Annotated in this window: 20 protein-coding genes and 7 tRNA genes; 2 read left to right on the top strand and 25 right to left on the bottom strand. The window is 57.6% G+C overall.

What is annotated here, in order from left to right; genetic code table 11:
• Window positions 1–5: 5 nt before the first annotated feature.
• The 8 genes from mrdB to leuS form a co-directional block, all read right to left on the bottom strand.
• Window positions 6–1118 (bottom strand): peptidoglycan glycosyltransferase MrdB, encoded by a 1113-nt coding sequence (gene mrdB, locus AC6I7J_RS13995; protein WP_031279886.1) that lies wholly within the window; start codon window positions 1116–1118, stop codon window positions 6–8.
• 8 nt (window positions 1119–1126) lie between these two features.
• Complete coding sequence (gene mrdA, locus AC6I7J_RS13990; RefSeq protein ID WP_394516299.1) at window positions 1127–3031, bottom strand: peptidoglycan DD-transpeptidase MrdA; 1905 nt, start codon at window positions 3029–3031, stop codon at window positions 1127–1129.
• 34 nt (window positions 3032–3065) lie between these two features.
• Window positions 3066–3536 (bottom strand): 23S rRNA (pseudouridine(1915)-N(3))-methyltransferase RlmH, encoded by a 471-nt coding sequence (rlmH, locus tag AC6I7J_RS13985; RefSeq protein WP_058757899.1) that lies wholly within the window; start codon window positions 3534–3536, stop codon window positions 3066–3068.
• Window positions 3537–3539: 3 nt separating this feature from the next.
• Entirely contained in the window at window positions 3540–3857 is a 318-nt protein-coding gene (gene rsfS / locus AC6I7J_RS13980; protein WP_021508582.1) for a ribosome silencing factor, read from the bottom strand.
• A gap of 92 nt (window positions 3858–3949) precedes the next feature.
• Entirely contained in the window at window positions 3950–4594 is a 645-nt protein-coding gene (gene nadD / locus AC6I7J_RS13975) for a nicotinate-nucleotide adenylyltransferase (protein ID WP_058769435.1), read from the bottom strand.
• Entirely contained in the window at window positions 4587–5618 is a 1032-nt protein-coding gene (gene holA / locus AC6I7J_RS13970) for a DNA polymerase III subunit delta (protein ID WP_498005973.1), read from the bottom strand. The genes nadD and holA overlap by 8 nt, the downstream gene beginning before the upstream one ends.
• Window positions 5615–6214 carry an LPS assembly lipoprotein LptE gene (gene lptE / locus AC6I7J_RS13965; RefSeq protein WP_498005971.1) on the bottom strand — a complete coding sequence of 200 codons (600 nt, stop codon included), beginning with the start codon at window positions 6212–6214 and terminating at the stop codon, window positions 5615–5617. The genes holA and lptE overlap by 4 nt, the downstream gene beginning before the upstream one ends.
• 14 nt (window positions 6215–6228) lie before the next feature.
• On the bottom strand, window positions 6229–8811 hold the full coding sequence (gene leuS, locus AC6I7J_RS13960) for a leucine--tRNA ligase (RefSeq protein WP_127833800.1): 2583 nt from the start codon (window positions 8809–8811) through the stop codon (window positions 6229–6231).
• A 221-nt stretch (window positions 8812–9032) separates the two neighbouring features.
• Here leuS and AC6I7J_RS13955 point away from each other — a divergent pair, with 221 nt between their 5' ends.
• Window positions 9033–9515, top strand: a complete 483-nt coding sequence (locus tag AC6I7J_RS13955; protein WP_021508577.1) for a zinc ribbon-containing protein — start codon at window positions 9033–9035, stop codon at window positions 9513–9515.
• 435 nt (window positions 9516–9950) lie between these two features.
• On the opposite strand, the gene AC6I7J_RS13950 is transcribed toward AC6I7J_RS13955, so the two are convergent.
• The 9 genes from AC6I7J_RS13950 to miaB all read right to left on the bottom strand — a co-directional run bounded on the left by AC6I7J_RS13950 (window position 9951) and on the right by miaB (window position 19254).
• On the bottom strand, window positions 9951–10676 hold the full coding sequence (locus AC6I7J_RS13950) for an amino acid ABC transporter ATP-binding protein (protein ID WP_058757895.1): 726 nt from the start codon (window positions 10674–10676) through the stop codon (window positions 9951–9953).
• Window positions 10677–11354: a glutamate/aspartate ABC transporter permease GltK gene (gltK, locus tag AC6I7J_RS13945; RefSeq protein ID WP_021508575.1), complete on the bottom strand. Its 678-nt coding sequence runs from the start codon at window positions 11352–11354 to the stop codon at window positions 10677–10679. It abuts the gene before it with no gap.
• Window positions 11354–12094, bottom strand: a complete 741-nt coding sequence (locus AC6I7J_RS13940; RefSeq protein WP_021508574.1) for an amino acid ABC transporter permease — start codon at window positions 12092–12094, stop codon at window positions 11354–11356. The genes gltK and AC6I7J_RS13940 overlap by 1 nt, the downstream gene beginning before the upstream one ends.
• A 161-nt stretch (window positions 12095–12255) precedes the next feature.
• Entirely contained in the window at window positions 12256–13149 is an 894-nt protein-coding gene (locus AC6I7J_RS13935) for a glutamate/aspartate ABC transporter substrate-binding protein (RefSeq protein ID WP_021508573.1), read from the bottom strand.
• Between the two features lie 436 nt (window positions 13150–13585).
• Entirely contained in the window at window positions 13586–15112 is a 1527-nt protein-coding gene (lnt, locus tag AC6I7J_RS13930) for an apolipoprotein N-acyltransferase (protein ID WP_498005968.1), read from the bottom strand.
• Window positions 15113–15116: 4 nt separating this feature from the next.
• Window positions 15117–15998, bottom strand: a complete 882-nt coding sequence (corC, locus tag AC6I7J_RS13925) for a CNNM family magnesium/cobalt transport protein CorC (protein WP_021508571.1) — start codon at window positions 15996–15998, stop codon at window positions 15117–15119.
• A gap of 82 nt (window positions 15999–16080) precedes the next feature.
• Window positions 16081–16554 (bottom strand): rRNA maturation RNase YbeY, encoded by a 474-nt coding sequence (gene ybeY, locus AC6I7J_RS13920; RefSeq protein ID WP_010616134.1) that lies wholly within the window; start codon window positions 16552–16554, stop codon window positions 16081–16083.
• Window positions 16551–17624, bottom strand: a complete 1074-nt coding sequence (locus AC6I7J_RS13915; protein WP_058769440.1) for a PhoH family protein — start codon at window positions 17622–17624, stop codon at window positions 16551–16553. The genes ybeY and AC6I7J_RS13915 overlap by 4 nt, the downstream gene beginning before the upstream one ends.
• Before the next feature lie 205 nt (window positions 17625–17829).
• The gene (miaB, locus tag AC6I7J_RS13910) at window positions 17830–19254 is read right to left on the bottom strand and encodes a tRNA (N6-isopentenyl adenosine(37)-C2)-methylthiotransferase MiaB (RefSeq protein WP_021508568.1); all 1425 of its coding nucleotides are present in this window, start codon (window positions 19252–19254) and stop codon (window positions 17830–17832) included.
• 482 nt (window positions 19255–19736) lie between these two features.
• On the opposite strand from miaB, the gene ubiF reads away from it, so the two are divergent.
• Window positions 19737–20909 carry a 3-demethoxyubiquinol 3-hydroxylase gene (gene ubiF / locus AC6I7J_RS13905; protein WP_058781258.1) on the top strand — a complete coding sequence of 391 codons (1173 nt, stop codon included), beginning with the start codon at window positions 19737–19739 and terminating at the stop codon, window positions 20907–20909.
• Between the two features lie 106 nt (window positions 20910–21015).
• Here the strand turns inward: ubiF and AC6I7J_RS13900 are convergent.
• From AC6I7J_RS13900 to asnB, 8 genes are all read right to left on the bottom strand, one after another.
• Window positions 21016–21090, bottom strand: a tRNA-Gln gene (locus AC6I7J_RS13900).
• A gap of 28 nt (window positions 21091–21118) precedes the next feature.
• Window positions 21119–21193: transfer RNA gene (locus AC6I7J_RS13895), tRNA-Gln, on the bottom strand.
• A 7-nt stretch (window positions 21194–21200) separates the two neighbouring features.
• A tRNA-Met gene (locus AC6I7J_RS13890) sits at window positions 21201–21277 on the bottom strand.
• Window positions 21278–21306: 29 nt separating this feature from the next.
• Window positions 21307–21381: transfer RNA gene (locus AC6I7J_RS13885), tRNA-Gln, on the bottom strand.
• A gap of 34 nt (window positions 21382–21415) precedes the next feature.
• A tRNA-Gln gene (locus AC6I7J_RS13880) sits at window positions 21416–21490 on the bottom strand.
• Between the two features lie 21 nt (window positions 21491–21511).
• Window positions 21512–21596: transfer RNA gene (locus AC6I7J_RS13875), tRNA-Leu, on the bottom strand.
• Between the two features lie 7 nt (window positions 21597–21603).
• Window positions 21604–21680, bottom strand: a tRNA-Met gene (locus AC6I7J_RS13870).
• Window positions 21681–21896: 216 nt separating this feature from the next.
• Window positions 21897–23564 carry an asparagine synthase B gene (gene asnB / locus AC6I7J_RS13865; RefSeq protein WP_058757891.1) on the bottom strand — a complete coding sequence of 556 codons (1668 nt, stop codon included), beginning with the start codon at window positions 23562–23564 and terminating at the stop codon, window positions 21897–21899.
• Window positions 23565–23768 lie beyond the last annotated feature (204 nt).

The following is a 23768-nucleotide window of genomic DNA, read 5'->3' as shown; positions in this document are numbered from 1 at the left end:
GCCTCTTAAACGCTTTTAGATAACATTTTTCGATGAGTGTGGATCGACATCACTATGCCAAATCCGGCCATTAACACAATCAGCGCCGATCCGCCGTAGCTCACCAGCGGCAGCGGCACGCCAACCACCGGTAAGATACCACTAACCATGCCAATGTTAACGAAAACATACACAAACAGAATCAGCATCAGGCCGCCGGACATTACGCGACCAAAGGTGGTTTGCGCGCGTGCGGCAATCACCAGCCCGCGCATGATCAGCAGCAGATAAAGTACCAGCAGCAGCAGGACGCCCACCAGGCCGAGCTCTTCCGCCAGCACCGCGAAGATAAAGTCGGTGTGACGTTCGGGCAGAAACTCCAGCTGCGACTGGGTGCCATGCAGCCAGCCTTTGCCGCGCAGGCCGCCGGAGCCGATCGCAATCTTGGACTGAATAATGTGGTAGCCGGCACCGAGCGGATCGCTCTCCGGATCGAGCAGCATCATCACGCGGTCGCGCTGATAATCGTGCATCAGGAAGAACCACAGAATCGGGATGAACGCCGCCACCAGCAGCACGGCTACGCCAATCAGCTTCCAGCTCATGCCCGAGAGGAACAGCACAAACAGGCCGGAGGCGGCGATCAGAATGGAGGTACCGAGGTCCGGCTGCGCCGCCACCAGCAGCGTCGGCATAAAAATCAGCACCAGCGCGATGCCGGTGTTTTTCAGCGTCGGCGGGCAGACATCGCGGTTGATGAAGCGTGCCACCATCAGCGGCACGGCGATTTTAGCGATTTCCGACGGCTGAAAGCGCACAAAACCGAGATCCAGCCAGCGCTGCGCCCCTTTGCTGATGTGGCCGAAGGCATCGACCGCCACCAGCAAAATCACGCAGACAATGTAGAGGTAGGGCGCCCAGCTTTCATACACGCGCGGCGGCACCTGCGCCATCACCAGCATGATGATGGTGCCCATGGCAATCTGCCCGAGCTTGCGCTCCATCATGCCCGGATCCTGGCCGCTGGCGCTCCAGATAACAATGGCGCTGTAGGCCAGCAGGCTGATGATGATCAGCATAAACAGCGGGTCGATATGGATACGCGTCCAGATCGTTCTTTTCTGGGGACTATCGTTCATCGACATCGTTATTCACCTTCGTAACCGGGCGGCATGGGTGCGGCTTCTGGCAGCACGGTATTGTTGTCGCCCAGCATTATGTGGTCGAGAATCTGGCGCATCACGGTGCCCACCGCCGGGCCGGCACCGCCGTTTTCCAGAATCATGGTGACGGCGACGCGCGGCTTGTCGTACGGCGCGAAGGCGGTCATCAGCTTGTGGTCACGCAGTCGTTCGGCAATTTTATGCGCGTTGTACGTCTCATTCTCTTTCAGGCCAAACACCTGTGCGGTACCGGATTTCGCCGCAATCTTGTACGGTGCATCGGCAAAGCTTTTGTGCGCGGTGCCGTTGGCGCGGTTGGCCACGCCATACATCCCGTCTTTGGCGATCTCCCAGTAGCCGGAGTGAATGTCGCCAATCGGCGCATCCGGCGGCTGGCGATACGGCACCATGGTGTTGCCTTCACGGGTGGCGCGCAGCAGGTGCGGCACTTTAATCACGCCGTCGTTAATCAGGATCATCAGCGCTTTGTTCATCTGCACCGGCGTCGCCGTCCAGTAGCCCTGGCCGATACCGACCGGAATGGTATCACCCTGATACCACGGCTTTTTGAAGCGTTTCATCTTCCATTCGCGCGTCGGCATGTTGCCGGGGCTCTCCTGCGGCAGGTCGATACCGGTACGGTGGCCGTAGCCGAATTTGGTCATCCACTCCGACAGGCGGTCGATGCCCATGTCATAGGCCACCTGATAGAAGAAGGTATCCGCCGACTCTTCCAGCGATTTGGTGACGTTGAGGCGACCGTGGCCCCATTTTTTCCAGTCGCGGTAGCGTTTTTCCGAGCCCGGCAGCTGCCACCAGCCCGGATCGAACAGGCTGGTATTACGGTTGATCACGCCGGCGCTGAGCGCTGAGACCGCCACATAAGGTTTAACCGTGGAGGCTGGCGGATACGATGCCTGCAGCGCACGGTTATACAGCGGGCGGTTCTCATCGCCGAGCAGCGCCTTATAATCTTTACTCGAAATACCATCGACAAACAGATTCGGATCGTAACTGGGTGTGGAGACCAGCGCGAGAATCTCACCGGTGCGCGGATCGCTCACCACCACGGCGGCGCGGCTGCCGGTCAGCAGGGTTTCGATGTACTGCTGTAGCTTGAGATCGATGGTCAGCCAGATATCGCGTCCGGCCTGCGGTGACTGCTCATGCAACTGACGGATCACGCGACCGCGGTTGTTAACTTCCACCTCTTCGTAACCGGTTTTGCCGTGGAGCACATCTTCGTAATAGTTTTCGATGCCGAGCTTACCGATGTCGTGGGTGGCGGCGTAATTCGGCCATTTGCCTTCTTCATCAAGGCGCTTGACGTCACGATCGTTGATTTTCGAGACGTAACCCACCACGTGCGTCAGCGTCTGGCCGTAAGGATAGTAGCGGCGCTGGTAGCCTTTTACTTCCACGCCCGGGAAGCGGTACTGGTTCACTGCGAAGCGCGCGACCTGCACTTCATTCAGGCCGGTTTTGACCGGAATGGAGGTAAAGCGGCGCGAGCGCTTGCGCTCTTTTTCAAACGCATCGATGTCATCGTCGGTCAAATCCAGCACCGGCCGCAGATCCTGCAGCGTCTGCTTCAGGTCATCGACTTTTTCCGGCACCAGCTCGGCCTGGTAAATGGTGCGATTGAGCGCCAGCGGCACACCGTTGCGGTCATAGATGATGCCGCGGCTGGGGGCGACCGGCACCAGTTTGATGCGGTTTTCGTTTGAACGGGTGCTGTAGTCGTCGAAGCGCAGGATCTGCAGATGATACAGATTGACCACCAGCACGCTGGAGAGCAGCAGGATGCCGACAAAGGCCACCAGGGCGCGGCGGACAAACAGTTTCTGTTCGGCAGTGTAATCGCGAAAAGCGTTGCTCTGTAATTTCATCCGCTGCGTTTATTGTCTGGAGGTTGTCAGGCGTTTATTCACGGTGATAAGGGTGATTGGTGGTGATACTCCAGGCACGATACAGGCTTTCCGCCACCAGCACACGCACCAGCGGGTGCGGCAGCGTTAACGCGGACAGTGACCAGCTCTGCTCGGCTGCCGCTTTACACGCCGGTGCCAGGCCTTCCGGTCCACCAATCAGCAGGCTGACATCACGCCCGTCCAGCTTCCAGCGCTCTAACTGCTGCGCCAGCTGCGGCGTTTCCCACGGCTGTCCGGGAATATCCAGCGTCACAATGCGGTTGCCTTTGCCCACCGCCGCCAGCATCGCTTCACCCTCTTTTTCCAGAATGCGTTTGATGTCGGCGTTTTTGCCGCGTTTACCGGCCGGCACTTCAGTCAGCTCAAACGGCATATCTTTGGGAAAGCGACGCAGGTACTCCATGAAACCGGTCTGAACCCAGTCGGGCATTTTGGTGCCGACGGCGACAAGCTGCAGTTTCAACGTTTAGCTCCAGAGCTTTTCCAGCTCGTACAGCTGGCGGCTCTCTTCCTGCATCACGTGCACGATCACTTCACCGAGATCGACCACAACCCAGTCAGCAGCCGCTTTGCCGTCGACGCCGAGCGGTTTCAGGCCTGCCGCGCGCGATTCCTGCATCACATGGTCAGCGATGGAGGAGACGTGACGGTTGGAGGTCCCGGTACAGATAATCATGCAATCGGTGATGCTGGATTTGCCCTGCACATCAATCGCAACGATGTCCTGGCCTTTGAGATCATCAATCTTATCAATAACGAACTCTTGGAGTGCTTTGCCTTGCAAAAGGTTCCCCTTAAAAACAGGTGATTATGGGCAGGCTGAATGCCCCGGAAAACGCAGCCAAAAATGAAGCGGCGCAGTATAGCACGCGGCGATCAATCGCGATATAAGCCCGCGCGATCGATGTAGTCGATCACCGCCGCCGGCAGCAGATCGGCGCAGTCCTGGCCATGATGGCGGCGCTGGCGAATCTCAGTGGCAGAAATGTCGAACAGCGGCGTATCGGCCAGCCAGATGTGGCCTGCGGGTGCGCGATGCAGCTGCTGCACTTCATGCGCGCGGTGCGCATCCAGCCACTGCTGCATCTCTGGCGTAGCCATCTGCGCGGCGTAGCCTGGACGTTGACAAACCAGCAGGTGACACAGCGACAGCAGTTCCTGCCAGCGATGCCATTTTCCTAACGTTAGCAGAGAATCCTGACCGATGATAAACCCCAGGGGCTGTTGTGCACCGCGCTCGGCGCGCAGGGTTTCCAGCGTGTCCACCGTCCATGACGGCGTGGTGCGCGTCAGCTCGCGCGTGTCGATATCAAACAGCGGACGATCGGCAATGGCGCAGCGCAGCATCGCCACGCGCTGTTGTGCGCTGGCTTCCGGCTGCGGCCGGTGCGGCGGCACGTTGTTCGGCAGCAGCGTCACTTTTTGCAGGCCAACCTGCTGCGCCAGCGCGGTGACCGGACGTAGATGGCCGTAATGAATTGGATCGAAAGTGCCGCCAAACAGCGCGTAAAGGTCAGACATCAGTTAAACCCAGCGGAAAATCACGATGGCACAGCAGCAATGACAGCGTCTCCAGCTGCGGCCACAGATTCTGACCGTAGTCCTGCTTCATGGTCAGTTCGAGTTGAGCCAGCAGATGCACCGCTTGCTGCAGCCGTTGCGCATCCAGTCGCTGCAGCGCTTCAGTGAACAGGGCACGGCGGTTCTGCCAGATACGCTGTTGATCCATCAGCGTACGCAGCGGCTGCTTTGCCTGCTGGCGTTGCAGCTGCAGTAGCGTCAGCAGATCGCGCTGCAGCGTGCGCAGCAGAATCACCACTTCGCTGTCCTCTTTTTGCAGCTGACGCAATATGTGCAGCGCGCGTTTGCTCTTGCCGGCCAGCAGCGCATCAACCCAATGAAACGGCGTGAAATGCGCGGCATCGTTCACCGCTTCTTCCACGCGGGGCAGCGTCAGTTTGCCATCCGGCCACAGCAGCGACAGCCGCTCCAGCGCCTGAGCCAGCGCCAGCAGATTACCTTCATAACAGTAGCAGAGCAGCTGAATTGCCGCGTCATCAATACTCAGCTGCAGGGCTTTCGCGCGGGCGGCCACCCAGCGCGGCAGCTGCGCCTGTTCCGGCGTCTGGCACGGCACCAGCACCGCATTGGCGCTGAGCGCTTTGAACCACGCGCTGTTTTCCTGCGCTTTAGTCAGCTTCGCCATCCGCAGCACCAGCATGATGTCGCTGTGCAGCAGCGCCGCCAGTTTCACCAGCTGTTCGGCGATGGCGGCGTTGGGGCCGTTTTCCGGCAGCTGCAGCGTCAGCGTCTGGCGCTGTGTGAACAGGCTCAGCGACTGACAGCTGGCGAAAATCGCCTCCCAGTCAGTCTGCGCATCAACGCTGACGGAAAAATGTTCGTCGAAGCCCTGCTGAGCGGCGGCAGCGCGGATGGCATCTGCGCTCTCCTGAATCAGCAGGGGTTCATTACCGGTGAGAAAATAACAGGCGCGCAGCCCCTCTCGAAGCTGCGCGCGCAGTTGTTCAGGATAGATCCTGATCATTGCAGACTGGTGGCTGACGAGGAGGGCACTTCCGGTGAGTCCGCGCCTGGCGCAATCACTTCAGGTTGCGGCAGCGTCTCTTTGTTGCTCTCCTGCGCGGCGTGTACCGTCAGCAGCTTACGTACCAGCTGCTCGGCGGCACGCTGACGCATCTCCTGCACGATCATATCCTGCTCGGCATCCTTCGCCAGCGCGGCGTTCGGGTTGTCGAAGAACGAACGGTACACCGTGGTGCTGATCGGATAAATGCCTTTACCCGGCAGCAACACCTGCGCGCTGACGGTCATCACCAGCGAGTATTCGGCGGTGGTGCCGCTGATGAATACCGACGCGGTGTCGCGTCCCTGACTCTCCGCGCCGAGACGCAGCGTCGGGTATTGCGCACTGGCCGCTTTGCTGTCTTCAACGATTTTGACATCGTTGATGCGCAGCTGCTGACGCACGGTGCGCGCCAGCGGGCCATACGGATCGCCGCTCTGGACGATCAGCGTTTTCATTTCCGGTGGCACCTGCGTGGTGCCGCGCTGATGAAAACCACAGCCGGCAGTGACCAGCACTGCCAGCAGGACAAACAGCCTGATAACGAGTTGTCGCACAGTTCCTCCTGAACTTAACCTACGACCAGGTTAAGCAGTTTGCCAGGGACATAAATCACTTTACGAAGGGTGACGCCATCCAGATATTTCGCCACCAGATGCTCCTGTGCCGCACGCGCCTGCACCTGCTCCTGCGTCGCATCCGGCGCTACGGTAATTTTACCACGCACTTTACCGTTGACCTGCACCACCACCAGCAGCGAATCCTCTACCATTGCCGCTTCATCGGCAACCGGCCAGCTGGCGTCGTCGATGCTGCCTTCGCCACCCAGTGCCTGCCACAGCACGTAGCTGGCGTGCGGGGTGAATGGATAGAGCAGGCGCGTTACGGCGACCAGCGCTTCCTGCATCAGGGCGCGATCCTGTTCGCTCTCCTGCGGCGCGCGCAGCAGTTTGTTCATCAGCTCCATGATCGCCGCAATCGCGGTGTTGAAGGTCTGACGACGGCCGATGTCATCCGCCACTTTGGCGATGGTTTTGTGCAGATCGCGACGCAGCGCTTTCTGCTCATCGTTGAGCGCGTTGACATCCAGCGCCACGGTCGCGCCTTTAGCCACGTGATCGTACGCCAGCTTCCACACGCGTTTCAGGAAGCGGTTTGCGCCTTCCACGCCTGACTCCTGCCACTCCAGCGTCATTTCCGCCGGGGAGGCAAACATCATGAACAGGCGCACGGTATCTGCGCCGTAGCGCTCAACCATCAGCTGCGGGTCGATGCCGTTGTTTTTGGACTTCGACATTTTGCTCATGCCCGCGTAGATCACTTCGCGGCCCTGATTGTCGATGGCTTTGGTGATGCGGCCTTTTTCGTCGCGCTCGACGTTAACGTCAACCGGTGAAACCCAGTTGCGCTCGCCGTTGGCGCCGACGTAGTAGAAGGCGTCGGCCAGTACCATGCCCTGACACAGCAGGCGTTTGGCCGGCTCGTCAGAGTTGACCAGGCCCGCGTCGCGCAGCAGCTTGTGGTAGAAGCGGAAATACATCAGGTGCATGATGGCGTGTTCGATACCGCCCACATACTGATCGACCGGCAGCCAGTAGTTCGCTGCCGCCGGATCCAGCATGCCTTCGTTGTAGTTCGCACAGGTGTAACGCGCGTAGTACCACGATGATTCCATAAAGGTGTCGAAGGTGTCGGTTTCACGCAGCGCCGGCTGACCGTTGACGGTGGTTTTCGCCCACTCCGGATCGGCTTTGATTGGGCTGGTGATACCGTCCATGACCACGTCTTCCGGCAGAATTACCGGCAGCTGATCTTCTGGCGTTGGCATTACGGTGCCATCTTCCAGCGTCACCATCGGAATTGGCGCACCCCAGTAGCGCTGGCGTGACACACCCCAGTCGCGCAGGCGATAGTTTACTTTACGCACGCCGACGCCTTTGGCCGCCAGCGCATCGGCGATGGCATTGAAGCCGGCGTCGTGGTCCAGACCGTCAAACTCGCCCGAGTTGAACAGCGTGCCTTTTTCGGTCATCGCCGCGGCGCTGATATCCGGCACGGTACCGTCGAGGTTGAGCACCACCGGCTTGATGTTGAGATCGTATTTGGTGGCGAATTCCCAGTCGCGCTGGTCATGACCCGGTACGGCCATTACGGCACCGGTGCCGTACTCCATCAGCACGAAGTTAGCGACCCAGACCGGAATCTCTTCGCCCGTCAGCGGATGGATAGCGTGCAGGCCGGTGGCCATGCCTTTCTTCTCCATCGTGGCCATGTCCGCTTCGGCGACTTTGGTGTTGCTGCATTCAGCAATGAAGTCAGCCAGCGCCGGGTTGTTGACGGCAGCCTGGCGCGCCAGAGGATGAGCGGCTGCCACGGCGACATAGGTTGCCCCCATGAAGGTGTCCGGACGGGTGGTGTAAACCGTGACTTTTTCCGCGCTGTTGGCCACGTCAAAGGTGATCTCCACACCTTCAGAACGGCCAATCCAGTTGCGCTGCATGGTCTTAACCTGCTCCGGCCAGTCTTCCAGCTTATCGAGGTCGTTGAGCAGCTCTTCGGCGTAATCGGTGATTTTCACGAACCACTGCGGGATCTCTTTGCGTTCGACTTTGGTGTCGCAGCGCCAGCAGCAGCCATCAATCACCTGTTCGTTCGCCAGTACGGTCTGGTCGTTCGGGCACCAGTTGACTGCGGAGGTTTTTTTGTAGACCAGACCTTTTTCGTACAGTTTGGTGAAGAACCACTGTTCCCAGCGGTAATACTCAGGCTGACAGGTCGCCAGTTCGCGACTCCAGTCATAGCCGAAGCCCAGCAGTTTCAGCTGGTTTTTCATGTATTCGATGTTGTCGTAGGTCCAGGGTGCTGGCGCAGTGTTGTTTTTCACCGCCGCCCCTTCGGCGGGCAGGCCAAAGGCATCCCAGCCAATCGGCTGCAGGACGTTTTTGCCCAGCATGCGCTGGTAGCGCGCAATCACATCGCCAATGGTGTAGTTACGCACGTGGCCCATGTGCAGGCGGCCAGAAGGATAGGGCAGCATAGACAGGCAGTAGTATTTCTCTTTGCCTTCCTGCTCGGTCACTTTGAAGGTTTCGTTTTCGTCCCAGTGCTGCTGGACGCGGGATTCTATCTCTTCCGGGCGGTATTGCTCTTGCATGGCTGCCTGTGGTCCTTGTGAAATCGTTTTTTAAACACTTTTGATCCGCATAGCATACCCATAAGGCCGCCCCTCAACAACAATTGACGCCCTCCGGCGGCGTGATTTGTGCGGAATGCGCCAGCGCTTTCACCCTTTTGCGATTTCCTCTGCGCTAAGCGCAGCAAATATGGCAAAGCGGCTAAACTTAACTCAGCATCCGCAGCGGAAAGGAGAACAAAATGAATAATGTGGCGCAGGAGTATCGTGCAACGGTAGCAGCATTAACCCAGCGGCTGGAGCGTGGCGAGCGTGATGTCGACGCACTGGTTGCCGAGGCGCGTAGTGCGCTGCTGCAGAAACAGACGCTGACCACCGCCGAAGTCGACGAGGTCATGCGCGCGGTGCGGCGCGATTTGCACGAGTTCGCGCTCAGCTATCAGGAGTCCAGCGAAGCGCTCGGCGATTCAGTGTTTCTGCGGGTGATCCGTGAAAGCCTGTGGAAAGAGCTGGCCGATATTACCGATAAGAGCCAGCTGGAGTGGCGCGAAGTGTTTCAGGATCTGCGGCATCACGGCGTGTATCAGAGCGGCGAAGTGGTGGGACTGGGTAACCTGGTGTGTGAAAAGTGCGGCTTTACCCGGGCGATTTACACCCCGGAGAGCCTGACGCGCTGCCCGGAGTGCGGCCACGATCAGTTCCAGCGTCAGCCGTTTGAGCCCTGAATTATCACCGTGCTCTGAAGCAAAAAAAGTATTGCTGCTTAAGGCGTGCGGACTGTCAGAAGGGAACCTGAACACGCCCGGATCGGCAAAACCCGCATCCCTGCGTGCCTCGACACGCGGCATCCCTGCCGCGTGACGTCCGGCTTAGTTCAGGATCCCTTCTGCCGTAAAAAACAGGTGCGGCGGTATGCGCGCATTTAGTCACCGCGATGATGAAGCTTAATGGTGCGCAAGGCATAGCGACTTGCGGCAGCCTCCGCGCCAGGGAAGGCACGGCGGCAGGCTCCAGGAGGATTCATGCCGGTGCGGCAAGACGCTATGCCTTGCGCAGTCGGGTACCACATCACAGCAGCAATATATCGATTTTGGTGAAGTGCAGAAGGGGCAAGATAAGCCCTGACGCTGGCGGTCCGTGGACCGCCAGCATTGTGAGTATTAGTGCAGGATTTTCGCCAGGAAGTCTTTGGCACGGTCGGACTGCGGATTGCTGAAGAAGTCATCCTTGTTGGTATCTTCAACGATCTTCCCTTCATCCATGAAAATGACGCGATTCGCTACTTTGCGCGCAAAGCCCATCTCGTGCGTCACCACCATCATCGTCATGCCTTCGTTGGCTAACTCCACCATGACGTCCAGCACTTCGTTGATCATCTCCGGATCCAGCGCGGAAGTCGGTTCATCGAACAGCATGGCGATAGGATCCATGCACAGCGCACGGGCGATGGCGACGCGCTGCTGCTGACCGCCAGACAGCTGACCAGGGAATTTCTCCGCATGCGCCGCCAGACCCACGCGCTTCAGCAGGGCAAGGCCCTTATCGCGCGCGGCAGTTTTGTCGCGCTTCAGCACTTTCACCTGTGCCAGCACCAGGTTATCAATGATGCTGAGATGCGGGAACAGTTCGAAGTGCTGGAACACCATGCCCACTTTACTGCGCAGTTGGGCGAGATTGGTTTTTTTGTTGTTCACCTCGGTACCGTTCACCTGAATGCTGCCCTGCTGCACAGGCTCCAGCCCGTTCACCGTTTTAATCAGCGTCGATTTACCCGAGCCGGACGGTCCGCAGACCACCACTACTTCACCTTTCTTCACTTCGGTGGAGCAGTCGGTCAGCACCTGAAAGTGCCCATACCACTTAGAAACATTTTTCAGGCTAATCATTTAAACCGTCCTTTTTCTTTTCAGATAACTTACCAACAGCGAAGCGCTCAGGCTGATCACAAAGTAGACCAGACCGGCAAACAGAACCATTTCTACCTGGGTACCGTCACGTTCACCGATGGTGGACGCGGTGCGGAAGAAGTCCGCCAGGCTTAACACATACACCAGCGAGGTGTCCTGGAACAGCACGATGCCCTGCGTCAGCAGCAGCGGCACCATGGCGCGGAACGCCTGCGGCAGGATGATCAGCTTCATCGACTGCCACTGCGTCATACCCAGCGCCAGCGCCGCGTTGGACTGGCCGCGCGAGATGCTCTGGATACCGGCGCGGATAATCTCCGAATAGTAAGCGGCTTCAAACAGCGCAAACGCCACCATGGCGGAGATCAGGCGGATATCGGTTTTTGGCGACAGCCCAAGCACCTGCTGCAGGAAGCTGGGGACCACCAGATAGAACCACAGCAGCACCATCACCAGCGGTACCGAGCGGAACAGGTTCACGTACAGTTTGGCGAACCAGCGGATCGGGGCGAACGCGGACAAACGCATCACCGCCAGAATGGTGCCCCAGATAATGCCAAACACCACCGCCACCGCCGTGATTTTCAGCGTAATGATCATGCCGTTCAGCAGATAGGGCAGGCTGGGTGGAATCGAACTCCAGTCAAAATCGTACATTATTTGCCTCCCAGGTTGCCGGGCAGGCGAATTTTGCGTTCTACCAGACTCATAATCAGCATGATCACCAGGTTAATACCGACATAGGCCAGGGTGATAGCGGTGAAAGATTCATAGGCGTGTGCCGAGTAATCCAGCAGCTTGCCCGCCTGCGCCGCCAGGTCGACCAGACCGATGGTAGAGGCGATGGCGGAGTTCTTCACCAGGTTAAGCATTTCCGAGGTCATCGGCGGCACAATCACGCGATAGGCGTTAGGCAGCAGCACGTAGCGGTAGGTCTGCGGCAGCGTCAGGCCCATCGCCAGACCGGCGTTTTTCTGGCCGCGCGGCAGCGACTGAATCGCGGCGCGCACCTGCTCACACACGCGTGCGGCGGTGAACAGACCGAGACAGATGGTTGAAGAGAGGAAAAACTGGATGTTCGGGTCCAGTTCAGCCTTAAACCACATGCCGAGCTTCTCCCCGACCAGTTCTGGCGCCACCAGATACCAGAAGAAGAACTGCACGATCAGCGGGATATTACGAAACAGCTCCACGTAGCAGGTGCCAATCGTGGACAGCCAGCGATTAGGCACGGTACGCAGAATGCCAAAGAAGGAACCTACCAGGAAGGCGATAATCCAGGCGCAGCAGGAGACCGCGACGGTCACCTGAAATCCGGACCACAGCCAGCCGAGGTAAGTCGTATTGCCGAACGGAGCCTGCTGTAAAAAGATGCCCCAGTTCCAATCGATACCCATAACGAGCTCCGGTAAAAAAAGGGTAGCGAGGCTACCCATAAGATTGTTGAGCGGTGTCTTGTGTCCTGCTTCAGGGGAACGGCCTGTTACAGTCTGTCTGTCCGCACCGCGTGTTCAGCAATCGAGAGGGCAGCAGTGCCGCCCTTGTTTTCATTGTTAATTCAGAGTGCTTTGTCGTTCGGTGCTTTAAACAGCGCCTGCATGTCAGAAGACAGCTCGAAGTTCAGGTTCAGGTTCTTCGGCGGAATTGGCTGTTTGAACCAGGTATCGAACCATTTGGTGGCTTCACCCGACGTCTGCGCTTTGGCGATGGTGTCATCCATCAGCTGTTTAAACGGCGCATCGTCTTTACGCAGCATGCAGCCGTAGGCTTCTTTGGACTGCGGCGTACCCGTGATTTCCCAGTTATCCGGTTTCTTCGCCTTGGCACGTTCACCGGCCAGCAGCGCGTCATCCATCATGAAAGCCACTGCGCGACCGGTTTCCAGCGTGCGGAACGAGTCACCGTGATCTTTCGCGCTGATGATGCGCATATCCATTTTCTTCTCGTCATTCAGCTTGCGCAGCAGAATCTCAGAGGTGGTGCCCGAGGTGACGACCACGGTTTTGCCTTTCAGATCGGCGAAGTCTTTGATGTCGCCGCCTTTCTTCACCAGCAGACGCGTACCGATGATGAAGATGGTGTCAGAGAACGCCGCCTGCTGCTGACGCTCTACGTTATTGGTGGTCGAGCCACACTCGAAATCGTAGGTGCCGTTCTGCAGCAGCGGAATGCGGTTTTGTGAGGTGATCGGCAGCATTTTGACCTGCAGATCCGGCTTATTCAGTTTCGCTTTGATGGCGGCAACAATGGCGTTGGAGTAGTCCTGCGAATAGCCCACCACTTTCTGCTGGTTGTCGTAGTAAGAAAAGGGAACGGATGACTCACGGTGCCCCACGACAATCACGCCACTATCATTGATTTTTTTCAGGGTGCCGGTGAGATCTTCCGCCTGGGCCGCGCCCGCTGCTGCGCCCAACAGCAGAAGCGATAATGCCACTTTGCGAATCTGCATGTTCCTACTCCTTCGTGTGAATGTTGCGCAGAACATAAACTGCGCAGATTGTGATGTTGTGTGTATTTCCTGCTGCTTTTTTAATTATCCCTTAGCGCAACTGCGCGCAGGATAGTGATTAAAATAGCGAATTGTTAACGTAATGAAACAAAAAAGTTCGTTTTTTGCGAGCCGCTCCGCACCAATAAGAGGCAAAAAACGGCCTCTGCGCCAATTAAGTGCGCTTCGGTGCCAGATAATGGTGCGCAAACAGGGCATTACGCTGACAAATCACCGATGTTGCTAAAACCACTGAAATAATTAGCAATGATCGTGCCAGTACGCGGAGAGCGGGCAAAAAGGCAGCAGAAAGTGGCTGTGACTGAGGAGAAAGGGAGCGGAAAACTGCGCAGAAAAAAGGCGAAGCCTGCGCTTCGCCTGGTGAGAGGGCGGGATATCAGGCGCGGCGGCGTAAAATCGCCAGCACGATGCCCGCCAGCGTCAGCAGCCATACCGGCCAGATACCGACGCGTGCATACGGCGTTTCCCCGCTGGCAGGCGTGACTGTTGCGCTCAGCACTTCGCGGGTGAACTGCGGGATGATGTTCTCCACGTCTCCCTGCGCATTCACCACTGCGGTAACACCGTTATTCGTTGAGCGCAGCAGCGGGCGACCCAGCTCCAGCGCGCGCATGCGTGCCATCTGGAAATGCTGCCACGGACCAATCGAATGACCGAACCAGGCATCGTTCGACACCGTCAGCAGGAAGTTGGTGTCCGGACGGAAGTTGGCGCGCACCTGTTCGCCCAGCACGATCTCATAGCAAATGGCGCTGGTGAGATTGTAGCCCGCCACTTTCAGCTGCGGCTGCAGGTAGGCGCCACGGCTGAACGAGGACATCGGCAGGTCGAAGAACGGCGCCAGCGGACGCAGCAGACCTTCAAGCGGCACAAACTCGCCAAACGGCACCAGATGGTTTTTCTGGTAGCGGTTGCGGCTCTGATAGCTGTAAGGCTGCGCGCCACCCAGCACAATCACCGAGTTGTAATCGTGATAGCGGTTGTCGCTCTCCACGCGCGAATCAACAATGCCGGTGATCAGCGTGCTGCCGCGCGCGCGCAGTTCGTCATCCAGCGCATGCAGAAACGGCTGCTGATTACTCTCCAGATCGGTAATTGCCGACTCCGGCCAGATAATGATTGGCGCTTTGCCGATAAACGGTTGGCTATAAGTGGTATAGACGCGCAGCGTGGTCAGCAGCTGCTGCGGATCCCACTTCATCGACTGCGGAATATTGCCCTGCACCATCGCTACATTGACGCTGCGCTGCGGCAGCGGCTGATACCACTGCAGCATCCGCAGTGGCCACGGCAGCAGCAGCAGCGCGACGGCGATAACCAGGTTTTTCACGCTGCGGTGATAGCAGGCCGAGGCCAGCAGGCCTGCAATCACCATCAGCAGGAAGGTGATGGTTTCCACGCCAGCCAGCGGTGCCAGGCCTTTCAGCGGCCCATCGATCTGGCTATAGCCAAACTGCAGCCACGGAAAGCCGGTCAGCACCCAGCCGCGCAGAAACTCGGTGACCTGCCACAGCGCCGGTGCCGCCAGCGCCATGCGCCACAGCGTGGCCCGTGGCCAGAAGCGGTTCAGCAGCAGGGCAAACAGCAGCGGGTAAAGCGCCAGATAGGCGGCGAGCAGCACCACGAGGAACACATTGACCGGGCCGGGCATGCCGCCAAACGTCGCAATGCTGACGTACACCCAGTTGATGCCGCTGCCGAACAGGCCAAAGCCCCAGGCAAAACCGATGCCTGCCGCCTGCGCGCTGCGGCGATCCAGCAACAGCAGCTGCAAACCGGCCAGAGAGAGCAGGGCGGCGGGCCAGAAATCATACGGGGAAAAGGAAAGGGTGCCCGCGGCACCCAGAATTAACGCCAGCAGCAGGCGAACCCGCTGCTGCGAGTAGAGAGAGGCTAATGCCATAAAATTATTCGTCTTCCAGTTGCGGTTGCGGAGAGTCTTCCGGAATTTTCACATGCACCTGGATGATACGGCGGCTGTCAGCCATCGCAACTTTGAATTGGTAACCCTCAATGTCGATGCTTTCACCGCGCGCCGGCAGATGGCCGAATCCCTGCATCACCAGACCGCCAATGGTATCGACTTCGTCATCACTGAAATCGCTACCAAATACCTCATTGAAATCCTCAATCGGCGTCAGCGCACGCACCGTATAGGTGTGGCGGTTGAGCTGACGGATATCGCGATCTTCTTCGTCGTCATATTCGTCTTCAATTTCGCCGACGATCAGCTCAAGGATATCTTCGATGGTCACCAGTCCGGAGACACCACCGAACTCATCAATGACGATCGCCATATGATAGCGCTGCGAGCGGAACTCTTTGAGCATGCGATCGACGCGCTTGCTCTCAGGCACCACCACGACCGGGCGCAGCACTTTTTCCATGCTGAATGGCTCGGCGCTGCTGCTCATAAACGGCAGCAGATCTTTCGCCATCAGAATGCCTTCAACATGGTCTTTATCTTCGCTGATTACCGGGAAGCGCGAGTGGGCAGATTCAATAATCACTGCCAGGCACTCTTCAAGGCTCTGGTTCCGCTTCAGGGTAATCATCTGCGAGCGCGGGATCATAATGTCGCGCACGCGCTGTTCGGCAATATCCAGCACCCCTTCCAGCATGTCGCGGGTGTCCTGGTCGATCAGCTCTTTTTGCTCAGAATCGCGGATCAGCCCCAGCAGTTCGTCACGGTTTTTGGGTTCGCCGTGGAAAAGCTGATTGATTAACAGGGAGAAAAAACCCTTTTTACTACTGGGTGCGTCGTTGTTTTGAGAATGGTCGTCGCTCATGGCGTTTTTATTTAGTTCTCTCGAATGAGGGAAAGGAACTGCCGGCATCCTCGCCAGCAGCGCAATGTCCTGAACCGGCGGTTCAGGCGTCTTCTTTTTCCGAAATGTACGGATCGGGATAGCCAAGAGCAAGCATTATCTCGGTCTCGAGCGCTTCCATCTCTTCAGCTTCCTCGTCTTCAATATGGTCATAACCCAGCAGATGCAGCGTGCCGTGAACCACCATGTGTGCCCAGTGCGCTTCAGGGCTTTTGCCCTGCTCGGCCGCTTCCTGCTCAACAACCTGACGACAAATAATCAGGTCGCCCAGCAGCGGCAGCTCAATGCCCGGCGGAGCTTCAAACGGGAACGACAGCACGTTAGTCGGCTTATCTTTGCCGCGATAAGTCAGATTAAGCTCATGACTCTCCGCTTCATCGACCAGCCGTATCGTGACTTCGCTCTCAGGCTGAAACGGCGTGACCGCCGCCTCCAGCCAGCGCTGAAACGCCGCTTCTGCGGGCAGGCCGTTTTCATCGGCACACGCCAACTGCAAATCTAAAATCACCGTGCTCATGAAGGCTCCTGCGGCGTCGGCTGGCTGGCAGGTTGTGCCGCCTGTGCTTCACGCTTACGCTCTTCCGCCAGTTTATCACGGCGTTTCTGGTCCGCTTCTTCCCAGGCTTCATAAGCATTAACAATGCGTGCGACCACCGGATGACGCACCACGTCTTCGCTGTGGAAAAAGTTGAAGCTGATCTCTTCCACATTGGCCAGCACTTCGATGGCGTGGCGCAGACCGGATTTGGTGCTGCGCGGCAGGTCAATCTGCGTCACGTCACCGGTAATCACCGCTTTGGAGTTGAAGCCGATACGCGTCAGGAACATCTTCATCTGTTCGATGGTGGTGTTCTGGCTCTCATCGAGAATCACGAATGCGTCGTTCAGCGTACGGCCGCGCATGTAGGCCAGCGGCGCGACTTCAATCACGTTGCGCTCCATCAGCTTCTCGACGCGCTCGAAGCCCAGCATTTCAAACAGGGCGTCATACAGCGGACGCAGGTAAGGATCGACTTTCTGACTGAGATCGCCGGGCAGGAAGCCGAGCTTTTCGCCGGCTTCGACCGCCGGACGCGTCAGCAGAATACGGCGAATCTCCTGCCGCTCCAGCGCATCCACCGCGGCGGCGACCGCCAGATAGGTTTTCCCGGTCCCGGCCGGCCCAATGCCGAAGGTGATGTCGTGATCGAGAATATTGGCGATGTACTGCGCCTGGTTTGGCGTACGCGGTTTAATCACGCCGCGCTTGGTCTTGATGTTTACCGCTTTACCGTACTCCGGCACGCTATCGGCCGTCTGTTCCAGCACGCGACTCTCTTTGATCGCCAGATGGATCTGATCCGGTTCAATGTCCGGGATCTGGCCGCGCACCGGCGCGGTATCAACGTACAGCGAACGCAGAATATTGGCGGCCGCCTCGACACTCAGCGCGCGGCCGACCAGCTTAAACAGGTTGTCGCGGCGATTAATCTCAATGCCCAGACGGCGCTCCAGCTGTTTAACGTTGTCATCAAACGGACCGCACAGGCTCATCAGTCGACGATTGTCTGCCGGTTCAAGGGCGATTTCACGAGTTTCGATATTCAAATGAATCCTTTGGGTCACTCAGGGCCAGTTGAAAGAAATAGCAGATACCGCACGCCAGGCGTCAGCATCTTTACGGAATTATTTATGGGGTCGCGCCTGGGCGCAAGCTTCAGGGGAGATATTTGGGCGGCAGCTGCGGAAAGCAAGGGCTGCGGGATGAAACAGGCGACAGCGCGTTGTGCGCTGTCGCTCAGTAATCGCGGTCTCAAGGTTGATACAGGCCCACGCCGATCTCATCCTCTTTACGCGTACGCGCAATCACCGATGCCGGACTCTCCGCGACGCGCAGGCCCATCTCCTCTTCGGTGCGAACCACGACGCCACGCAGCGAATTGGTATAAACATCGACGATTTCGACATCAACAAATTTACCGATCATGCGCACGTCGCCTTCAAAGTTGACCACGCGGTTGTTTTCGGTACGGCCGGTCAGCTCCATCACATTCTTACGTGAGGTACCTTCCACCAGAATACGCTGAACGGTACCAAGCATGCGGCGGCTCCATGCCATCGCCTGCTGATTGATGCGATCCTGCAAAATGTACAAACGCTGCTTCTTCTCCTCTTCCGGCACGTCGTCCGGCAGATCGGCCGCTGGCGTACCCGGACGCGCCGAATAGATAAAGCTGAAGCTGGTGTCGAAATTAACTTCGCCGATCAGCTTCATGGTCTGCTCGAAATCCTGCTGGGTTTCGCCCGGGAAGCCAATGATGAAATCTGAACTGATCTGGATATCCGGGCGCGCGGCCACCAGCTTACGGATAATCGCTTTGTACTCCAGCGCAGTGTGCGCTCGCTTCATCAGCGTCAGAATACGATCGGCACCGCTCTGCACTGGCAGGTGCAGGAAGCTCACCAGCTCCGGCGTATCACGATAAACGTCAATGATGTCGTCGGTGAACTCAATCGGATGGCTGGTGGTGAAACGAATCCGGTCAATCCCGTCAATCGCGGCTACCAGACGCAGCAGCTCGGCAAAGGTACAAATCTGGTCGTCAAAGGTCGCGCCGCGATAGGCGTTGACGTTCTGCCCCAGCAGATTCACTTCACGCACGCCCTGCGCCGCCAGCTGGGCAACTTCCAGCAGGATGTCATCGCAGGGACGGCTCACTTCCTCGCCGCGCGTATAAGGCACCACGCAGAAAGTGCAATATTTATTGCAGCCTTCCATGATCGAGACAAAAGCCGTAGGCCCTTCAGCGCGCGGCTCCGGCAGGCGATCAAACTTTTCGATTTCCGGGAACGAGACGTCAACAATCGGGCTTTTGCTGCCGCGTACCTGATTAATCATCTCCGGCAGACGATGCAGCGTCTGCGGGCCAAAAACGATGTCCACGCACTGCGCGCGCTGGCGAATTTTATCGCCCTCCTGCGAAGCCACACAGCCGCCCACGCCAATAATCAGCTCAGGATTCTTCGCCTTCAGCTTCTTCCAGCGTCCCAGCAAGTGAAACACTTTTTCCTGCGCCTTCTCACGGATGGAGCAGGTATTCAGCAGCAGTACGTCTGCGTCTTCGGCTTCCTCCGTCAGGGTATAGCCGTGCGTGCTGTTCAGTAGGTCAGCCATCTTCGATGAATCATATTCGTTCATCTGACAGCCCCAGGTTTTGATATGCAGTTTTTTGGTCATTGAACTAGCCATTGATTCTGAGCAGAGAAGTGCAGGGCGCGTATTGTAATGCTTTGGCGCGGGTGTGACCAGCATGCCCGTCATACTTCGCACGCCAGGTGCGTTGGCTGCGCGCGGCTCCCCCGGTCACTTACTGATGTAAGCTCCCGGGATGATCCTTGCTTGCCGCCTTCCCGGCATACGAATTATTTAGGGCATGATGCCCGGTTATATTTCACACGCCAGGTGCGTTGGCTGCGCGCGGCTCTCCCGGTCACTTACTGATGTAAGCTCCCGGGATGATCCTTGCTTGCCGCCTTCCCGGCGCACGAATTATTTTGGGCATGATGCCCGGTTATATTTCACGCGACAGGTGCGTTAAACATGCACGGCTGAAGCACAAGATTAGCAGGGCTTTTCTGCTGGTGCGGTAAATTTCCGGTACACTTTGCCACATAGAGTGCTGCCGCAAGGCGTCACGGCAATCAGAAGGATAAGAGTCGATGCAGGATTCACAGTTTGATGTGGTGGTAGTGGGCGGCGGCATGGTCGGTGCCGCGCTGGCCTGTGGTCTGGCGCAGCAGCAGTTTCGCGTGGCGGTGATTGAACGTGCCGAGCCGGCCGCGTTTGACGCCAGCCTGGCGCCGGATATACGCATCTCCGCCATTGGTGCGTCATCGGTGGCGCTGCTGCGCCAGCTCAATGTCTGGCCGCGTGTCCAGGCGATGCGCAGCGCGCCCTACCGCAAGCTGGAAACCTGGGAGTGGCAAAGCGCGCACGTCACCTTTGACGCGGCTGCACTGGGCATTCCCGAGCTGGGCTATATGGTGGAAAACAGCGTGCTGCAGCGCGCGCTGTGGGAGCAGATGCAGCAGGATGGCGTAACGTTACTGTGTCCGGCCTCACTGCAGGCGCTGCAAGCGCACAGCGGCGGCTGGCAGCTGCAGCTGGATGACGGGAGCACGCTGGATAGCCAGTTGGTGGTGGGGGCCGATGGTGCTAATTCGCGCGTGCGCCAGCTGGCGGGTATCGGCGTGCGCGGCTGGAACTATGCGCAATCCTGCATGCTAATCAGCGTTGAGTGTGAACACGAGGCCGGCGATGCCACCTGGCAGCAATTTACGCCGGACGGACCGCGCGCGTTTCTGCCGCTGTTCGATCGCCACGCTTCGCTGGTGTGGTACGACGCGCCGGCGCGGATCCGTCAGCTGCAAAATCTGCCGCTCAGCCAGCTGGCCAAAGAAGTACAGGCCAACTTCCCGGCGCGTGTCGGCCGCTTCCAGGTGAAGAACGCGGCGTCGTTTCCGCTGGTGCGCCGCCATGCCACACGCTACGTGCTGCCGGGCCTGGCGCTGGTCGGTGATGCTGCACACACCATCAATCCGCTGGCCGGGCAGGGGGTTAATCTCGGCTACCGCGATGTGGATGCGCTGATTGATACGCTGGTGGACGCGCGCAGCCAGGCGCAGCGCTGGTCATCGCTGCCGGTTCTGCAGCGTTATCACCGTCAGCGCTACAAAGATAATTTGCTGATGCAGGGCGGTATGGATCTGTTCTACTTCGCCTTTAGCAACGCGCTGCCGCCGCTGCGTGTGGTGCGTAACCTTGGACTGATTGCGGCAGAGAATGCTGGCGTGCTCAAGCGTCAGGTGCTGCGTTACGCGCTGGGGTTGTAAACTCACCGGGCGCCGCAATCGTGGCGGCGCCATCTGTTGTATAAGGCGTGAAATTCAGGAACGACAAAAACAACAAAGCCCGCAAAAGCGGGCCTGTTGTGCAATTTGGCTGGGGTGCAGGGATTCGAACCCCGGAATGCCGGAATCAGAATCCGGTGCCTTACCGCTTGGCGACACCCCAATAGGTGTTTGGTCAAATTGTCTTTGTATGGCTGGGGTGCAGGGATTCGAACCCCGGAATGGTGGAATCAGAATCCACTGCCTTACCGCTTGGCGACACCCCAATTTGTTTGGTGGCTACGACGGGAATCGAACCTGTGACCCCATCATTATGAGTGATGTGCTCTAACCGACTGAGCTACGTAGCCAGATTGTACTGCTTTACTGCGCCCGATGATGGCTGGGATACCTGGATTCGAACCAGGGAATGCCGGTATCAAAAACCGGTGCCTTACCGCTTGGCGATATCCCATTCGTCGACTCGTATCCACGAGAGTGCATCGGATTGGCTGGGGTACCTGGATTCGAACCAGGGAATGCCGGTATCAAAAACCGGTGCCTTACCGCTTGGCGATACCCCATCCGGCTGCCGAAGACTGAAATGGTGCGGGAGGCGAGACTTGAACTCGCACACCTTGCGGCGCCAGAACCTAAATCTGGTGCGTCTACCAATTTCGCCACTCCCGCAAAAAGATGGTGGCTACGACGGGAATCGAACCTGTGACCCCATCATTATGAGTGATGTGCTCTAACCAACTGAGCTACGTAGCCATCTTTTTTCGCGTTACCTTCATCGGCGTTGCGGGGCGCATTATGCGTATTGAGCTTTGTAGCGTCAACAAATTTTTTGCCGTTTTTTGCCTTAACGCGCCTGTTTGTCTGGCTTGTAACCAGGCTGATGATTTATTCGGCAATTTTCGATCGTATCCGCGTCAGATGCAAGAAAAAGGGGCCACAATGAGCCCCCTATACGCATAAAGAAAATGCTTATTTGTACGCTGACTGATGCACGCCTACCGCACGGCCAGACGGATCGTCCATCGATTTAAACGCTTCATCCCACTCAATGGCTTTCGCCGACGAACAGGCCACGGATGGACCGCCCGGCACGCACTCTGCCGCGCTTGGCAGTGGGAACAGCTCCTCAAAGATTTCGCGATACAGATACGCTTCTTTCGAGGTTGGCGTGTTGTGCGGGAAGCGGAAATGCGCGGTCGCCAGTTGTTGCTCGCTAATCTGCTTCGCCGCCACTTCTTTCAGCGTGTCGATCCAGCTGTAGCCTACGCCATCAGAGAACTGCTCTTTCTGACGCCACGCCACGCTCTCCGGCAGGTAAGAGGAGAAACACTCACGCAGAATGTGTTTTTCCATTTTGCCGTTGCTGCCGCACATTTTGTCTTCCGGGTTGATGCGCATCGCGACATCAAGGAATTTCTTATCAAGGAACGGCACACGTGCTTCCACGCCCCACGCCGACATCGCTTTGTTAGCGCGCGCGCAGTCAAACATGTGCAGTGCCAGCAGTTTACGCACGTTTTCTTCGTGGAACTCCTGAGCGTTCGGTGCCTTGTGGAAGTAGAGGTAACCGCCAAACACTTCATCCGCCCCTTCACCTGACAGCACCATTTTGATGCCCATCGCTTTGATTTTACGCGACATCAGATACATTGGCGTCGACGCGCGAATGGTGGTCACATCGTAGGTTTCGATGTGGTAAATCACATCGCGGATCGCATCCAGACCTTCCTGCACGGTGAAATGAATTTCATGGTGCACGGTACCGAGGTGATCGGCCACCGCCTGCGCCGCTTTCAGATCCGGCGATCCTTCCAGACCGACGGCAAACGAGTGCAGCTGCGGCCACCACGCATCGCTCTTGTCCTGATCTTCCACACGTTTGGCGGCATAGCGCTTGGTCACCGCAGAGATGATGGAAGAATCGAGTCCGCCGGACAGCAGCACGCCGTACGGTACGTCTGACATCAGGTGACTCTTCACTGACTCTTCCAGCGCGTGCTTCAGGCCAGCGGCATCGGTGGTGTTTTGCGCCACGGCGGCAAAATCCATCCAGTCACGCTGCCAGTAACGACGGATTTCGCCATCGGTGCTGGAGAGGTAGCTTCCCGGCGGGAATTCTTTGATGCTGCGGCACACCGGCACCAGCGCTTTCATTTCAGAAGCAACATACAGGTTGCCGTGCTCATCGTTGCCCATATAGAGCGGAATAATACCGATGTGATCGCGGCCAATCAGATACTGCTGTTTGACGCTGTCCCACAGAATGAAGGCGAACATGCCCTGCAGGTCGTCGAGGAAATCGAGGCCTTTTTCCTGATACAGCGCGAGGATGACTTCGCAGTCTGAACCGGTCTGGAAGGCGTAGCGATCGCTCAGTTCCGCGCGCAGCGCCTGGTGGTTATAAATTTCGCCGTTAACAGCCAGTACGTGGGTGTGATCCGCGTTGTACAGCGGCTGGGCGCCGTTGTTCACGTCAACGATGGACAGGCGCTCGTGCACCAGAATGGCTTTCTCATCAGCGAAGACACCTGACCAGTCCGGGCCGCGGTGACGCATCAGACGCGAACATTCCAGCGCTTTCTTGCGCAGTTCAACAGGATCGGTCTTCAGATCCAGCACACCAAAAATCGAACACATAACTGACTCCTGATCTCACCCTGTGGCGATGTTATTGACTTGTTTGTCCGGCAGCCTGCGCTGCGTGATGTATAAGAAAATGCGCTAATTGATGGTGGTAACGCAAGCGAAATCACCAAATACTGATAAAAAGATTGTTGGCGTGAAGTAATGTTGAATTTTATTCAAAAAATTAACGATTAAATTAGATGGTGTCTAATGAAT

Source organism: Type-C symbiont of Plautia stali, assembly GCF_059730935.1.
This window is presented reverse-complemented; position numbering and strand designations above follow the sequence as displayed.

Excerpts from the sequence above, each read along its gene's own strand:
- mrdB (WP_031279886.1), bottom strand. The coding sequence starts at position 1,118 with ATGAACGATAGTCCCCAGAAAAGAACGATCTGGACGCGTATCCATATC.
- mrdA (WP_394516299.1), bottom strand. The coding sequence starts at position 3,031 with ATGAAATTACAGAGCAACGCTTTTCGCGATTACACTGCCGAACAGAAA.
- nadD (WP_058769435.1), bottom strand. The coding sequence starts at position 4,594 with ATGTCTGACCTTTACGCGCTGTTTGGCGGCACTTTCGATCCAATTCAT.
- holA (WP_498005973.1), bottom strand. The coding sequence starts at position 5,618 with ATGATCAGGATCTATCCTGAACAACTGCGCGCGCAGCTTCGAGAGGGG.
- leuS (WP_127833800.1), bottom strand. The coding sequence starts at position 8,811 with ATGCAAGAGCAATACCGCCCGGAAGAGATAGAATCCCGCGTCCAGCAG.
- AC6I7J_RS13955 (WP_021508577.1), top strand. The coding sequence starts at position 9,033 with ATGAATAATGTGGCGCAGGAGTATCGTGCAACGGTAGCAGCATTAACC.
- AC6I7J_RS13950 (WP_058757895.1), bottom strand. The coding sequence starts at position 10,676 with ATGATTAGCCTGAAAAATGTTTCTAAGTGGTATGGGCACTTTCAGGTG.
- gltK (WP_021508575.1), bottom strand. The coding sequence starts at position 11,354 with ATGTACGATTTTGACTGGAGTTCGATTCCACCCAGCCTGCCCTATCTG.
- AC6I7J_RS13940 (WP_021508574.1), bottom strand. The coding sequence starts at position 12,094 with ATGGGTATCGATTGGAACTGGGGCATCTTTTTACAGCAGGCTCCGTTC.
- AC6I7J_RS13935 (WP_021508573.1), bottom strand. The coding sequence starts at position 13,149 with ATGCAGATTCGCAAAGTGGCATTATCGCTTCTGCTGTTGGGCGCAGCA.
- lnt (WP_498005968.1), bottom strand. The coding sequence starts at position 15,112 with ATGGCATTAGCCTCTCTCTACTCGCAGCAGCGGGTTCGCCTGCTGCTG.
- corC (WP_021508571.1), bottom strand. The coding sequence starts at position 15,998 with ATGAGCGACGACCATTCTCAAAACAACGACGCACCCAGTAGTAAAAAG.
- ybeY (WP_010616134.1), bottom strand. The coding sequence starts at position 16,554 with ATGAGCACGGTGATTTTAGATTTGCAGTTGGCGTGTGCCGATGAAAAC.
- miaB (WP_021508568.1), bottom strand. The coding sequence starts at position 19,254 with ATGACCAAAAAACTGCATATCAAAACCTGGGGCTGTCAGATGAACGAA.
- ubiF (WP_058781258.1), top strand. The coding sequence starts at position 19,737 with ATGCAGGATTCACAGTTTGATGTGGTGGTAGTGGGCGGCGGCATGGTC.
- asnB (WP_058757891.1), bottom strand. The coding sequence starts at position 23,564 with ATGTGTTCGATTTTTGGTGTGCTGGATCTGAAGACCGATCCTGTTGAA.